Here is a 13,978-nt window from a genome sequence, read left to right as displayed (position 1 = left end):
CTACAGCGGCGTCACGTAAGCGGCACTGATGCCGCCGTCGACGAGGAAGGTCGAGCCCGTGATGAATGAGGAGTCATCGCTCGCGAGGAAGGCGACAGCGGCGGCGAGCTCCTCCGGTTCGGCGAAACGGCCCTTGGGGATATGCACGAGCCGGCGCTGGGCACGCTCCTCGTCTTTCGCGAACAGCTCCTGCAGAAGGGGCGTGTTCACCGGTCCGGGGCAGAGCGCATTCACCCGGATGCCCTGGCGGGCGAATTGCACGCCGAGTTCTCGGCTCATCGCGAGCACACCGCCCTTTGACGCCGTGTACGAGATCTGGCTGGTCGCCGAGCCGAGCACCGCAACGAAGGAGGCCGTATTGATGATCGATCCGGACTGCTGCGCCACCATGTAGCGAAGCGCCGCCCGGCAGCACAGGTAGACCGACTTGAGGTTGACATCCTGCACGTTCTGCCAGGCGGGCAGCTCGGTCGTCTCGATCGAGTCGTCGTCCGGCGGGGAGATCCCCGCGTTGTTGAACGCGATGTCCACGGACCCGTAGGTCTCGTTCGCGGTGGCGAAGAGCGCGTCGACCTGGGCTTCATCGGTCACGTCCACCTGCACGAACAGTCCCTCGACCTCGGCGGCCGCTGCCGCACCCGACACCGGGTTGAAATCGGCGATCACCACGGTTGCCCCTTCCGCGGCGAAGCGACGCGCAGTCGCGAGACCGATTCCGCTCGCTCCCCCGGTGACGACGGCCACCTTTCCAGCGAGGCGCTGGGTGAGGTCGATCTTCGATACTGCCATGTGTTGCTCCTTGTGTCACTGGTGGTCGAGTAGGGCGCTCAGCGCCCGTGTCGAGACCCGGGGTCTCGACGCGGTCGCTGGCGCTCCCTGCTCGACCAGCGGGATTGGGTTGTCAGTCGGTGCTGATGAACACGTTCTTGGTCTCGGTGAACGCCGTGGCGGCATCCGGTCCGAGTTCGCGCCCGAGACCGCTCTGCTTGAACCCACCGAAGGGGGTCGAATACCGAACGGACGAGTGCGAGTTCACCGAGAGATTGCCGCTGTCTATGGCCCGCGAGACTCGGATGGCCCGGCCGACGTCCCTCGTCCAGATCGAGCCGCTCAGCCCGTAGACGCTGTCGTTGGCGAGGGCGATACCGTCCGCCTCGTCCTCGAATGGCAACACGCTGACAACGGGGCCGAAGATCTCGTCTACCACGACGCGATCGGTACGCGAGCCGGGCAGGAGAACCGTCGGAGCGAACCAATAGCCCGCGCCATCCGGAGCGGTGCCGCGGAAAGCAACCTGGGAGTCGTCCGGCACGTACGACTGCACCTTGGCCAGATGGGCAGCGGAGACAAGCGGTCCCATCTCGGTGTCGTCCGAGAGGGGGGAACCGACGCGCACGCCCTTCACCGCGGGCTCGAGCAGCTCGAGGAATCGGTCGTAGACGCTGCGCTGTACCAGGATGCGGCTGCGGGCACAGCAGTCCTGGCCCGCATTCTCGAACACCGCGTACGGGGCCGTGGCCGCGGCCTTCTCCAGGTCGGAGTCCGCGAAAACGACGTTGGCCGACTTGCCCCCGAGTTCGAGTGTCACCGCTTTGACCTGGTCCGCACATCCGGCCATCACCCGTTTGCCGACGGCGGTCGAGCCGGTGAAAACCACCTTGCGCACCTCGGGGTGGGTCACGAACCGCTCGCCGATCACCGAGCCCTTTCCGGGCAGCACCTGGAAGAGGCCCGGGGGCAGGCCGGCCTCGATCGCCAGCTCTCCGAGGCGGATCGCGGTGAGCGGTGTCCACTCGGCGGGCTTCAGCAGCACGGCGTTGCCGGCGGCGAGCGCCGGTGCGAAGCCCCAAGCCGCGATAGTCATCGGGAAGTTCCATGGCACGATCACGCCGACGACCCCGAGCGGCTCGAGGAAGGTCACGTCGATGCCCCCTGCTACCGGGATCGTCTTGCCGATCATCCGTTCCGGCGCGGCGGAGTAGTAGTCGAGCACATCGCGGACGTGCCCGGCCTCCCAGCGCGCCTGCGAGATCGGATGCCCGGAGTTCGCCACCTCGAGACCCGCGAGATTCTCGATGTCGCCGCCGACAGCGGACGCGAAGCGGCGGAGCGCCGCGGCGCGCTCGGCCGGCGGGAGGGCCGCCCAGGCGCGCTGGGCGCTCATCGCGTCGGCGACGGCGTCATCCACCTGCTCGAGGGTGGTGTGGTCGACCGTCTGCAGCGCCGCCTCCGTTGCGGGGTTGATCAGGGTGATGCCGGTCATCGCTGCACCGCTTCGCTGCGATAGTCCCGGGCGGCCTCGACGAGACCGGCGAAGAGTCGCAGGTCGTCGCCGGTCTGCTCCGGATGCCACTGCACCGCGACTCCGAATGGCACGGTGGTCAGTTCGACGGCCTGGATCACGCCGTCATCGGTTCGGGCGGTCACGCGCAGGCCCTCACCCACCCGGTCGATGGCCTGGTGGTGGTAGACCGCGACCTCCAGCGGATCCGTTCCCACGAGTCGGCCCACCGCGCTGTCCGCATCCGCCGCGACGTCGACCTGGCTGAAGGTGCCTCCACCGAGCTGGTACTTCTCGGTGCCGATGATCTCGGGAAGATGCTGGTGAAGGGTGCCACCGCGGGCGATGTTGAGCACCTGCGCGCCGCGGCAGATGCCGAGGAACGGCAGTTCGCGGGCGATGGCCGCGGTGAGGAGTGCGTCCTCCCAGGCATCGCGGTCGGTGCGCGGTGTGTCGGTCGTCGGGTGCGGTTCCTGGCCGTAGCGGGCCGGATCCACGTCCTTTCCGCCCGTGATCAGCAGGCCGTCGAGGCCGTCGAGCACCCGGTTCGCGATCTCCGCCGACACGGGTTGCGGGGGAAGGAGCACGGCGATGCCGCCCACCCGGGTGATCGCCTCGAAGTAGACCTTCGGGAGGAAGGCCGCCTGCACGTCCCACACCCCGGTCTGGGCCTGCTCGAGGTAGGTGGTGAGGCCGATGATCGGTCCCGCCGCCGGGGCCTGGGTCTCGACACGCTCGCTGGCGCTCGCTACTCGACCAGCAGAAGATTCTGCTGGTCGAGTAGGGCGCTCGGCGCCCGTGTCGAGACCAGCAGAAGATTCTGCTGGTCGAGTAGGGCGCTCGGCGCCCGTGTCGAGACCCGCAGTGTTCTCAGAAGCGCTCAAAGCCGCGCACCCGCTCCCAGTCCGTGACCGCCGCGTCATAGGCCGCGACCTCGATGCGGGCGTTGTTCAGGTAGTGCTCGACCACATCCGCTCCGAACGCCTCGCGGGCGATATCCGACTGGCCGAACAGCTCGGCTGCCTCCCGAAGCGTCGTAGGCACTCGCGGAGCGTCGCTGCCGTAGGCATTTCCCTCGAACATCGGCTCGAGCTCCAGCTCGTGCTCGATGCCGTAGAGCCCGCCGGCGATAAGCGCCGCGGTGGCAAGGTACTGGTTCACATCCCCGCCGGGCACGCGGTTCTCCACGCGCATCCCGAGCCCGTGGCCGACGACCCGCAGCGAGCAGGTGCGGTTGTCGAGCCCCCAGGCGACCGCGGTCGGGGCGAAGCTGCCGTCGACATAGCGCTTGTAGGAGTTGATGTTGGGGGCGAAGAAGAGGGTGAGTTCGCGCATCGTCTTCAGCTGCCCGGCCAGGAAATGGCGGAACATCGCCGACATGCCGAGGGTGTCGGTGTCGTCAGCGAAGACCGCTGCCCCATCGGTGCCGCGGAACGAGATGTGGATGTGGCAGGAATTGCCCTCCTTCTCGTTGAACTTGGCCATGAAGGTGAGCGCTTTGCCATGCTTGTCGGCGATCTCTTTTGCGCCGTTCTTGTAGATCGAGTGGTTGTCGCAGGTGGTGAGCGCGTCCTCGTAGCGGAACGCGATCTCCTGCTGGCCGAGGTTGCACTCCCCCTTCACCCCCTCGCAGTAGAGCCCGGCGCCCTCCATCGACACCCGGATGTCGCGCAGCAGGGGCTCCATGCGGGTCGACGCGAGAAGCGCGTAGTCGATGTTGTAGTCGCTGGCCGGGGTGAGGCCCACGTAGCCCTTGCTCCAGGCATCCCGATAGCTGTTGTCGAAGACGATGAACTCGAGCTCTGTGCCGACATAGGGCACGAGTCCCTTCTCCGTGAGCCGGGCGATCTGCTTCTTGAGGATCTCCCTCGGCGCCGGATCGACCGGCCGCTCATCCAGCCAGGTGAGGTCGGCCATCACGAGCGCGGTTCCCGGGATCCACGGCACCAACCGCAGCGTCGACAGGTCGGGGATCATCGCCATGTCGCCGTAGCCCTTCTCCCACGAGGAGATGCGGTAGCCGTCGACGGTGTTCATCTCCACGTCCACCGCAAGGAGGTAGTTGCAGCACTCGGCACCATGGCTGCTGATCTCCTCCTTGAACAGCCGGGCGGATGCCCGTTTGCCGACCAGGCGGCCCTGCATGTCGGTGAACGCCACGATCACGGTGTCGATCTTCCCGTCATCGATGAGCTCGTTCAACTGGTCGGTGGTGAGCATTCCCGTGCGTGCAGCCATGGGGGTTCCTCGTCTTCTCGAGCGTCTGCCGACCATTGCATCACGGTGGCACGACCCCGATCCTAGGGCGTGTAACGCACTGTTTACATCTAAAGGTAGACACGAAGTACCAATAAACGCCAAGCTCTCCGATAAGCGTGACGCGGTGGCTCATCGCGCCCGGCTCCCGACGATCCCCTCCTGGAGGAATGCATGTCAAAGAACACGGTCTCCGGCGTCACTTATACGAAAGCCGAAGACGGCTACTTCGAGAAGCGAAGTCTCAAACGCACTGCCGGATTCTGGGGACTCTGGGGGATCGGCATCGCCGCCGTGATCTCCGGCGACTTCTCCGGGTGGAATCCGGGCCTCGGCCAGGCGGGCTGGGGCGGTCTTCTCATCGCCACCCTCGTCGTGATCGTCATGTATTTCACGATGCTCTTCTCCATCGGTGAGATGTCGGCCGCGATGCCTCACACCGGGGGGGCCTATTCCTTCGCCCGCGCCGCGATGGGGCCCTGGGGCGGTTTCGTCACCGGCCTCGCCGAGACGATCGAGTACGTCGTGACGACCGCGGTCGTCGTGCTGTTCTCCGGGTACTACGCGGATGCCATCACCTCCGACCTGCTCGGATTCAGCCTCCCGGCCTGGGTCTGGTGGGTCATCCTCTACGTGATCTTCGTCGGCCTCAATTCGCTGGGAGCGCAGGCGAGCTTCCGCTTCGCGCTGATCGTCGCGATCATCTCCATCGCGGTCCTCGTGATTTTCGCGGTGATGGCCTTCGCATTCGGCGCCGTCGACTTCGGCAACCTGCTGAACATCAAGCCCACGGCCGGGAACAGCGAATTCCTGCCATTCGGCTGGACCGGGGTGCTCTTCGCGCTCCCCTTCGCGACCTGGTTCTTCCTCGGCATCGAGGAGTTGCCGCTGGCGGCCGAAGAAGCGCACAACCCGAGCCGGGACATCCCCCGTGCCGGAATCTGGGGCATCGTGACCCTCGCGTTCTTCGGGCTCCTCGTGCTGTTCCTCAACCCGGCGGTCACCGGCTCGAAGGAGATCGCGGCCTCGGGTGAGCCCCTCCTCGACGGATTCCGCGCGTTCCTGCCCGACAGCGTTGCGGCGGTGCTCGCTCTGTTCGCCCTCATCGGACTCCTCGCCTCGCTGCAGGGCATCATGTTCGCCGCCGGGCGCAACATGTACTCCCTCTCGCGCGCCGGCTACTACCCGAAGTTCCTCTCGCTCACCGGTCGCAAGCACCAGACACCCTGGGTAGCCCTCATCGTGGGAGCAGTCATCGGGTTCATCGTGCTGCTGGTCGTGCAGTGGATCTCCGCCTCGAGCGCGGCGGCGTCGACAGCGGCGAACGGCATCATCCTCTTCATCGCCGTCTTCGGTGCGGTGATCTCGTACGTGATGCAGATGGTCTCGTTCGTAATTCTGCGCCGCAAGTTCCCCACCGCCAAGCGTCCCTACAAGAGCCCGGTCGGTATCCCCGGTGCGATCGTCGCGGGCGTGATCGCCGCACTCACCTTCCTCGGCATCGTCTTCGTCGTCGACTTCCGCCCGGCGATCGTCACCGGTGTGGTGATCTTCGTGGTCGGCTTGGTCATCTTCGCCCTCGTCGGGCGCAACCGCCTCGTGCTCTCGCCGGAGGAGGAATACGCCCTCAGCGGCGGCCTCCACGGCGACCCGCAGTCCGAGGGCTACGACGCGATGGAAGACGAGGTCTTCACCAAGTAACACGCACCGTCCGAAAATGGCTCCGGATGACGCATCCGGAGCCGTTTTCGTGTCGGCGTGTCTCCAGCCCTGTTCGAGGGGTCGGGCGCATACTGGGCAAACTATCAACCTGAACTTGAAGGGTGAGTCGTGATGGAATCACGCACGCACAGTCGTACGATCTCGCCCGAAGAGTCGGCGGAGCTCGAAGAGCTCGTCTACGACCTGGTGCGCGAGCGATTGCTCAAGGCCGTCGGGGCCGGTGGCATGTGGACACTGCAGTTCCGTGCAAGCACCGACACCGACTCGCTGTTCGGCGAGACGATCTCCGAATACATCGCCCGCGACATCGCGAACCAGCTCGCAGCGCCCGTTGCAGCGATCGACGGCGCGGATGCTCCGATCGAACTCGTCGAAGCGGACGAAGAGATCGCCACGGAGAACACCGAATGGATCGACACTCTGGTGCCCACCGAAGCGACGGCAGTCATAGAGACCCCTGTCGAGGAAGTGACTGTCGAGTTCGTCGAGGATGACGAGCACGACGAACACCGCATGTTCAAGCCGCGTAAGGCAGCCTGAGCTCTCTGCACAGATGCCCGTAGCGTCCGATGCCTGTCGCGCGCGCCTTGCGGCATGCGCCGAATGGGCCCGTCTGCTCCCCCACGCAGTTCCCGGATCAGGAGTAGCGGGCGGATGCCGCGTGTCGCAGGGCTGAAACGCGGCGTGTCACGCGTCACTCCTGATCCGCGAACATCTACGCCGCCCGGATAGCTGCTCACGCGGGCACCAGGACCTCGCCCGCCGGAAACTGCTCGTTAAAGACTGATCGCCGCCCCTCCGAAGAGTTGCGGCGATCGAGACTTAGTCCCGATTCCCGAACCGAAACAAACCCGAATTCATCGTGCCAATAAGCGCCCCCGCGCTCGACACACGATCACCAGGAGACCAGAGTATGTGTTTCCCCCTGCATCTGGCTTTACGGTACCAGTGTGATAGCGAGCTTGTCTCTAGTGCTCACTACCCCAATACGGGTGGTTAACGGCGCTTAGCTGAACTGCTTGCGCGCCGCCTTAGCGGCCTTGTTCCGCGCCTTCTTCGCCTTGGCGCGGGCCTTCTTCACCTTCGGGTCGTTCCAGTAGCGGGTCGCCGCGCGCGTGATCTCCTTGTACCGGTCTTCGCCCGCCTTGGCACCGAGCACGTAAGCGGCGAAGGCGACGAGCGCGATGATGACGTACTTGAATTTCATTGGTTTCTCCCTTGGTTTCTGCTGTCACGGTGGCCCGCTCGGCCCGCCGGGTCAATCCCCTCGCAGCAGATCCTCGGCAAAGGCATTCCTCGAATCGACGTCCTGTCAATGGCTCCCCCGCAGATTCGGGCCGAGTTGGGCTCGATTAACCCTAGGGTGCGACGGAGCACGGGGAGAGTCGAGCAGGACCTCAGATGACCATCCATTCGGCCACCACGCGTGGCACCGGCAGTTCCGATTCGGGCGGACGCACCTTCGACAAGATCGTGAGACACGGCGGTCGGAGTTTCCTCGCCACGACCACGATGGCCACGATCTTCGCGGCGCGGGCGGAGGATGTCATCGCCCGGCTCGATACGGAGCTCGTGCCCCTCCTTCACCGTGACGGGGTCGAACTGCTGCTCATCGGCCCCCACACCGTATTCGCCGTGGCGGATGCGTCAGTCGGGCTCCGGGGTTCGTCCCGCCCCTGAACGACGGGCTCGAGTCGTGCAGCTTGTCGAGGGATGCTAGCGTTCGGGCACCGAACAAAGGACGTCGTCGTGCCCTTCAACCTCAATCCCCTCGTGGCGATCATCGCCGCTGTGATCGTGGTCTTCCTCATCGTGCTCATCTACGCGAAGTCGATCTACAAGAATGCGGGGCCGGATGAGGCGATCCTGATCACCGGCAAGCGGTCGAAAGTGAAGACAGTCGACGGCGTCGCGACCGAGGAGTCGGGCATCCGCATCGTCGTGGGGTCAGGGGTGTTCATCACGCCCTTCTTCCAGAAGGCATTCAAAATCAGCTTGCGGTCGCGCGCGATCGAACTCGCGGCAGTGGCACAGGATGCCCGCGGCATCACCCTCACCGTCGAGGCGGTCGCCATCGTGAAGGTGGGAGACACACACTCCGCGATCCTCGCCGCCGGCCAGCGCTTCATCGGCAACGACAAGAACATCGACGGGTTCGCCCTCGAGGTGCTTTCTGGTTCGCTGCGCTCCTCCATCGGTGGAACTGATGTTCAGACCATCATCCAGAAGCGTGACGAGCTTGGCGCAGCAGTGCTGTCCACCGCTCGCGAGTCGCTGCTCAGCCAGGGTCTCGACGTGGACTCCTTCGAGATCAAGGGCATCTCCGACGACAACGACTACATCCACAACATGGGCCGTGCCGAGCAGGCATCCGTGTTGAAAGCGGCAGAGGTGGCAGAGGCCCAGGCGGGCCAGGCTTCGCAGGAGGCCTCCATCGCGGCGGAGCAGGCCGTGGCGATCGCGCAGAACACGCTCGCGCTCAAGCGGGCCGCGCTGCAGCTCGACACCGATAAGGCCACCGCGGAGGCGGCCGGTGCGAAGCCTCTCGCCGAGGCCAAGACCCAGCAGAACATCGTGCACGAGCAGGAGGTGACCGCGCAGGCCGCCGCCAAGCTGCGCACTGCTCAACTGGCATCCGAGGTCAATGCGGTCGCGGATGCCGACGCCTACCGCGTGAAGATCGCAGCGAACGCCGCGGCCGAAGCCCGGGTCATCGCCGCTACCGCCGAGCGCGACAGTCGAGTGGCCAATGCGGAGGCGATCCGCGCAGAGGGTCAGGCCACAGCCGACGCGATCCTCGCCAAGGGCCAGGCGGAGGCCGAGGCCACCAAGCTCGCGGCCGAGGCGGTGGCCCAGAAGTCGGAGGCGCTCATCCAGCTGCGGCTCGTCGAGATGCTGCCGCAGATCGCCCACGAGCTTGCGGCTCCGATGGGCAACATCGACCAGCTCACGGTCGTGTCGACGGATGGCGCGAGCCAGCTGACCAAGAACGTCGCGGGCGGGTTCACCGAGATCGACGCCGTGCTCAAGTCCACCACCGGCATCGACCTGCGCGGCCTTCTCGGCAGCTTCGCCGGCGGAGCCGTCGCGGGCGCCGCAGCGGGGGCTTCGCGATCGGCCGCCTCAGCCGATGCGCCCATCACGGAGAGGGCCGTCGCGGTCGAGCGAATCGCGGCCCAACGCGTGCCCGTCGACCTTGCCACCGGGGAACCGGTCCGCACGGAACCCGCCGCGGACGAAGACTGACTCGACGCTCGCTGTCGGAGCGGAGGATCAGGGCCCGACCGCTATCGGCCGCGACGGGTCCTGAGACCACTGCGACCATGAGCCAGGGTAGAGCGTCGCCGTAAGACCGGCCGACTCCAACGCGAGCAGTTGGTGTGAGGCGGTTATCCCCGAACCGCAGTATGCAGCGACAGGCGTGCCGTCGACGATTCCCAGGTCTTCGAACCGGCGCCGGAGAAGGTGCGGGGCAAGAAACGACCCGTCCGCTGCGAGATTGGCGGTGGTCGGTGCGGATACGGCGCCGGGGATGTGTCCGGCGCGCGGATCGAGCGGCTCGACCTCGCCTCGAAATCGCTCAGGGGCTCGTGCATCCAGAAGTACACCGCGCCCCGGGAAGCTTCCGGCCTCGTCGACGGTCACTGTCGGGAGCACATCCCACTCGATGTCGATCGCCGTCGGAACGACCGGAGAGCTCTCACCGACGGCGACCTCGAATCCCGCGGCGACCCAGGCAGCGTAGCCACCGTCCAGCACGCGCGCGGTCAGGCCCGCGTTGCGCACCAGCCACCACATCCGCGCCGCACCGAAACTGTGTGACCCGTCGTAGATCACTATCGTCGACCCCCGCGAGACCCCGTTGTCGCGCAGCGTCCGCTGGAACGCTTCTCGGCTCGGCAGCGGGTGACGGCCGCCCTCTGGAGACGGTTCGGAGGCCAGCTCCCGGTCCAGGTCGACGTACCGGGCGCCGGGCAGGTGGCCCTCGGCGAATCGGGCCGCACCGTCCGTCCTGCCGAGGACCCACCGCACGTCGAAGACCACTGGGCCCGGGTCATCCTGCAGCAGCGCCGCGAGCTCGGCAACTCCGATGAGTGGTGGTGCGGTGTGAGAGTGGACGGTCACCGGAGCTCCATTCCGGCACCTCGATGACGCCGCGACCGCCTATTCTTGCGCGGAGAGCTGTGCGAGGGAAGGACTTTGCTCCCCGTTTCGGATTGCGAACCGCGCGGCGTCGCTCCGCTCAACACCGAACTCGTTCCCCTGTCACAGCGTCGTCGACGCCATCCCGGTGACGCCCGTCTCTGGCCCGTCTCCGAAGGTGCCTACCGGAACTGGGCGAGGGCTTCGCTGTAGCGATGCGGATCTGCACGGGTCTCCTCCGTCACCATCAGGGCGTGGCGACCGATGATGCGCGTGAAGGTGCCCGTGCACGGGATCGTCACGATCTTGCCTAATCCCGCCCGCCACGCCGGAACGAGGGCTGCCAGCGCAATGCGCTCGGGCTGTTCATCGAGCGATCGGGGCTGTCGTCGAGTCACGGCTTCGAATCGCGCCATTTGCCAGTTGTCGTAGTCGTCGGTGAAAGCCTCGCCGCCATACTCTCCTCGCCAGGACGGCCCGAGAAACGAGTTGAGAAGTTCGGCTCGCTCCGGCGACCCGAACGGTGCGCCCTCGAGCCGAGCGAACACCTCGGACCCATCGCGGAGCTCGCCGGCGTGTCGCACACAGGCATGCCACAGGGCCGGCCAGTTTTCACTCCAGCGGGAGATCAGGTCTGACGGTTCGGCTCGGGCATAGGCGGAGACAGATCCGTCGGACAGCTGCGGCGGGAGGTCGACTCCGATGGGCCGGAGCGCCCAGGCCTCGCGGATCCAGAGCAGCTCGAGGAGCGTGTTCGAGTCGTCCTCGATGGAGATGACCATGTCGTGTGGCCAGGGGTCGCCTGGTATCGGCCCGGACGAGCGCATCGGATCCTCCTCGATCAGATCGCAGTGGGAAGCAGCTCGGCCAGCAGGACCTGAACGCGAGCCTTGATGTCGACAATTGAAAAGGTTCGCGGGTCCGACCCCGGCTCGGATACATTCATCAACCGAACCGCAGAACCCGGAGACCCGACGCATCCAGCGCGGCGAGGCCGAGCTCCTGTCGGATCGACCGTCGCTTCCTGCGAGGCACCAGATCCGGCACGGCCATGGCGACCTGGAAAAGCACCTCCGAAGCCAGGACGCGGCGAAGCCGGAGGGGCGCCATCCGCGAACGACCGCTCTGGATCACCACGACCCGGACGGCGTCCGGCGTGAGAACCACATCGATCTCCCTCAGCAGGACGAACGCCCTCGAGAACGACGATCTGCGGCCGTGGCCATCGACACCGAGGATGACGATCGCCGCCTTCCGGCCGCTCGCGATGAGCGTGGTGCGATCGGTGACGGTGATGTCGGACTGCTCGCAGCCCGAGCGGATGATCGCGAGCAGTTCATCGGCGTCGCCGTCGATGAGGATCGGGCTCGCCGAGAGCTGGTCGGCCGCAGCACGAAGGGCTTCGGCGCGACTTCTCGAGGAGGGCATGAGTACATCATCCGGGATCGGAGAGTACGAGTGTTGGGGTGCACCCCCCCGGACTTGAACCGGGAACCCACTGAAATCGAATCGTTCGCGAATTCTTATCGGGTGAGAACATAATAAATGCTGGTCAGAGACTACTAAACGCAAACTTGCGAAGTGTTGGTTAGTTGGTATGTTTACCCTATTTTTCACGGCGTTTCTCGACTGATAATTAGTCATTCTTGGGTCGCTAGGGTAAAACCTCTGGCACCGCAGTGCTTCCGAATCACACTCCCACTCGACCACATTCGCGCACCCTCGCAAACTAATGACAGTGGTCTCCAGCACTCTACTGATCCCGGAAATTGATCTTCCGGTTGAGAGGACCACGACCTATGACCACAGCACTCCTGAGCCCGACCAGCGAATTGTCAGCGCCCACCGTTGCCCAGTCCATCCGTACCTCCTCAGCTCGCATTCGCCCTGACTCCAGATGGGTCGTTTACGTCGTGGCGGGATTCGTCGGGGTCATCCTCATCGCGGCGTTCAGCGTCAGTTTCGAGGGGCAGATGACGGTAGCCGCATGGGCTGGTCTTCGGGATGCGGCGAGGCTCGCTGTTCCGGCTGCGATTGACAGCAGCATCGTGGTGTTCACAGTCGCCGCCGTTGTTCTCCGTGCAAGGGGCGAGAGCACGGGTTTTCCTTGGGCTGTCGTGGGCGCATTCACCGTGGTGAGCATGGCGTTCAATGTGCTCCACGTGCTTATCCCAGCGCTCGCCCGTGGCATCGAATCTCAGGACGTGGTTGGCTCGACAGTCTCTGGGCTAATGCCGCTTCTCATTCTGCTCAGCACGCACATGAGTACTCGATTGCTCGTTGCTCCCCCAGTGGGAACCCCCATTGAACTGCGCGCTCGACAGACCGCTACTGACCTCGGCGAGAAGAAGATCTTCGAGAGTAAATTGGCTCGCCGAAAAGGCACTCCTGAGAGGGAGCGTGCACTCATCCTTCTCGCCGCTGTTCTCTCAACCGGGCGATCCGTATCGGAGATCGCGCGCATCGAATCAGTTGACCGCAGTGTCATCTATGCAGCGAAGAAAGAGATCGAGGGCAACCGATGACCCCACGACTTGAAGGCATCATCACCGCACGGCAACAGCTTGCAGCTATAAGGCACGAGCGTGAACTGTTTCTAGCCCAGTCAGCCGAGGCGGAAATTGAAGCCGTGCATAGGATGCTCGCGAGCGGTACGTCTTGGGCTGAGCTGAGCCGGATTTTACAGATTACCGATAGGCAGGCTCGGAACCGTTACGGGAGCAAAAGGCAGAGGACGGGCGCGGTGTGAAGACGCATCCACCGTTCTCGCTGTCCAGCGGAACGCCACAGAAAAGCACGAGTCGTTGCTTTAGGTAGACAAGGCGGTCCATTAGCGTCAGATCATGGAGCCAATCATTATGTCCACGTCCCGTATTCAGCACACATTCCACATCCAGTTCTTCAAGCTTTTCAACGAGCCGAGGAATAACGGAGATGAGTGGAAGCCCAAGGACATTTGGGGGAAGATGCACTCGCGCGGCTTCACCAGTTGGAGCACCGACAAGTTCAGCAAGTTCGCGAAGCCCGAGACCGGCACCTCTATGAACCTGTCGATAGACGAAATCTCGGCGCTCGCTCAAATAATCGGAATTCCTCTTACCGAACTCGTCCTCGGCGACCGAAGCGCCTATGATCTTTTGCGCCAATCTGATGCCGCGTGGGTCCGGTTCAAGGACTCGCTTGAACGCGTGAATTTCGCACTCCTCGATTGTCTGGGCGCGTGCGAGACCTACCTACGACTTCTCATTCAACTCAGGCGGCTGGGTGAGGAAATCTATGCGAAAGATGATTTCGCGGAGTGGTGGAAGGAATTCGAATTACTCACAGAGCAGAAACCAACAGGCAGGAAGTCCGCGGACGGCAAAGAGGAGCTGGAATCGCTTCTGTACCTATTTACCAACAGTCATGCCGCCATCGGGACAGAAAAGGTCACCGAGCTGCACAAGAAACGGATACTCCAAAACCAGCAAATCAATCTCATCCTCGATGAAGAGCGGTGGTCATACTAGCTATTTGCACCATCTGATCGAGAGTTTGTCGATCAAGCCGAAGTCCTGAATTCTCAAGGGACTTCGG

Annotated in this window: 14 protein-coding genes; 6 read left to right on the top strand and 8 right to left on the bottom strand. The window is 64.5% G+C overall.

The window, feature by feature from the left end; translation table 11 throughout:
• The 4 genes from ACVXZ4_RS04325 to ACVXZ4_RS04310 all read right to left on the bottom strand — a co-directional run bounded on the left by ACVXZ4_RS04325 (window position 1) and on the right by ACVXZ4_RS04310 (window position 4,519).
• Entirely contained in the window at window positions 1–789 is a 789-nt protein-coding gene (locus ACVXZ4_RS04325; RefSeq protein ID WP_461797005.1) for a 3-oxoacyl-ACP reductase, read from the bottom strand.
• A 112-nt stretch (window positions 790–901) separates the two neighbouring features.
• Window positions 902–2,263 carry an aldehyde dehydrogenase family protein gene (locus ACVXZ4_RS04320; RefSeq protein WP_461797004.1) on the bottom strand — a complete coding sequence of 454 codons (1,362 nt, stop codon included), beginning with the start codon at window positions 2,261–2,263 and terminating at the stop codon, window positions 902–904.
• Window positions 2,260–2,982, bottom strand: a complete 723-nt coding sequence (locus ACVXZ4_RS04315) for a gamma-glutamyl-gamma-aminobutyrate hydrolase family protein (protein ID WP_461797920.1) — start codon at window positions 2,980–2,982, stop codon at window positions 2,260–2,262. Before ACVXZ4_RS04315 ends, ACVXZ4_RS04320 begins: the two co-directional genes overlap by 4 nt.
• Before the next feature lie 169 nt (window positions 2,983–3,151).
• Window positions 3,152–4,519 (bottom strand): glutamine synthetase family protein, encoded by a 1,368-nt coding sequence (locus ACVXZ4_RS04310; protein WP_461797003.1) that lies wholly within the window; start codon window positions 4,517–4,519, stop codon window positions 3,152–3,154.
• 192 nt (window positions 4,520–4,711) lie between these two features.
• Between ACVXZ4_RS04310 and ACVXZ4_RS04305 the strand changes: the two genes are divergently transcribed.
• Both ACVXZ4_RS04305 and ACVXZ4_RS04300 read left to right on the top strand, forming a co-directional pair.
• Window positions 4,712–6,238, top strand: coding sequence for an amino acid permease (locus tag ACVXZ4_RS04305; protein WP_461797002.1), 1,527 nt, complete (start codon window positions 4,712–4,714; stop codon window positions 6,236–6,238).
• A gap of 132 nt (window positions 6,239–6,370) precedes the next feature.
• A complete protein-coding gene (locus tag ACVXZ4_RS04300; protein WP_461797001.1) occupies window positions 6,371–6,799 on the top strand; it encodes a hypothetical protein in 429 nt (142 codons plus the stop codon).
• 466 nt (window positions 6,800–7,265) lie between these two features.
• Here the strand turns inward: ACVXZ4_RS04300 and ACVXZ4_RS04295 are convergent, their stop codons facing one another.
• The gene (locus tag ACVXZ4_RS04295; protein WP_461797000.1) at window positions 7,266–7,466 is read right to left on the bottom strand and encodes a hypothetical protein; all 201 of its coding nucleotides are present in this window, start codon (window positions 7,464–7,466) and stop codon (window positions 7,266–7,268) included.
• A 194-nt stretch (window positions 7,467–7,660) separates the two neighbouring features.
• Between ACVXZ4_RS04295 and ACVXZ4_RS04290 the strand changes: the two genes are divergently transcribed.
• Together ACVXZ4_RS04290 and ACVXZ4_RS04285 are read left to right on the top strand one after the other, a co-directional pair.
• On the top strand, window positions 7,661–7,939 hold the full coding sequence (locus ACVXZ4_RS04290; protein WP_461796999.1) for a hypothetical protein: 279 nt from the start codon (window positions 7,661–7,663) through the stop codon (window positions 7,937–7,939).
• Window positions 7,940–8,008: 69 nt separating this feature from the next.
• Window positions 8,009–9,505, top strand: coding sequence for an SPFH domain-containing protein (locus tag ACVXZ4_RS04285; RefSeq protein WP_461796998.1), 1,497 nt, complete (start codon window positions 8,009–8,011; stop codon window positions 9,503–9,505).
• Window positions 9,506–9,532: 27 nt separating this feature from the next.
• Here ACVXZ4_RS04285 and ACVXZ4_RS04280 read toward each other — a convergent pair whose 3' ends face one another.
• The 3 genes from ACVXZ4_RS04280 to ACVXZ4_RS04270 form a co-directional block, all read right to left on the bottom strand.
• Window positions 9,533–10,384: a sulfurtransferase gene (locus ACVXZ4_RS04280; RefSeq protein ID WP_461796997.1), complete on the bottom strand. Its 852-nt coding sequence runs from the start codon at window positions 10,382–10,384 to the stop codon at window positions 9,533–9,535.
• Window positions 10,385–10,584: 200 nt separating this feature from the next.
• Window positions 10,585–11,184: a hypothetical protein gene (locus ACVXZ4_RS04275; RefSeq protein ID WP_461796996.1), complete on the bottom strand. Its 600-nt coding sequence runs from the start codon at window positions 11,182–11,184 to the stop codon at window positions 10,585–10,587.
• 163 nt (window positions 11,185–11,347) lie between these two features.
• Window positions 11,348–11,830, bottom strand: coding sequence for a hypothetical protein (locus ACVXZ4_RS04270; RefSeq protein WP_461796995.1), 483 nt, complete (start codon window positions 11,828–11,830; stop codon window positions 11,348–11,350).
• 371 nt (window positions 11,831–12,201) lie between these two features.
• Between ACVXZ4_RS04270 and ACVXZ4_RS04265 the strand changes: the two genes are divergently transcribed.
• Entirely contained in the window at window positions 12,202–12,927 is a 726-nt protein-coding gene (locus ACVXZ4_RS04265; RefSeq protein ID WP_461796994.1) for a DUF2637 domain-containing protein, read from the top strand.
• 318 nt (window positions 12,928–13,245) lie between these two features.
• On the top strand, window positions 13,246–13,911 hold the full coding sequence (locus ACVXZ4_RS04260) for a hypothetical protein (protein WP_461796993.1): 666 nt from the start codon (window positions 13,246–13,248) through the stop codon (window positions 13,909–13,911).
• Window positions 13,912–13,978 lie beyond the last annotated feature (67 nt).

It is taken from the genome of Lacisediminihabitans sp. FW035 (genome assembly GCF_054880895.1).
Note: the sequence above shows the minus strand (reverse complement) of the source record. Positions and strands in the feature narration are given on the sequence as shown.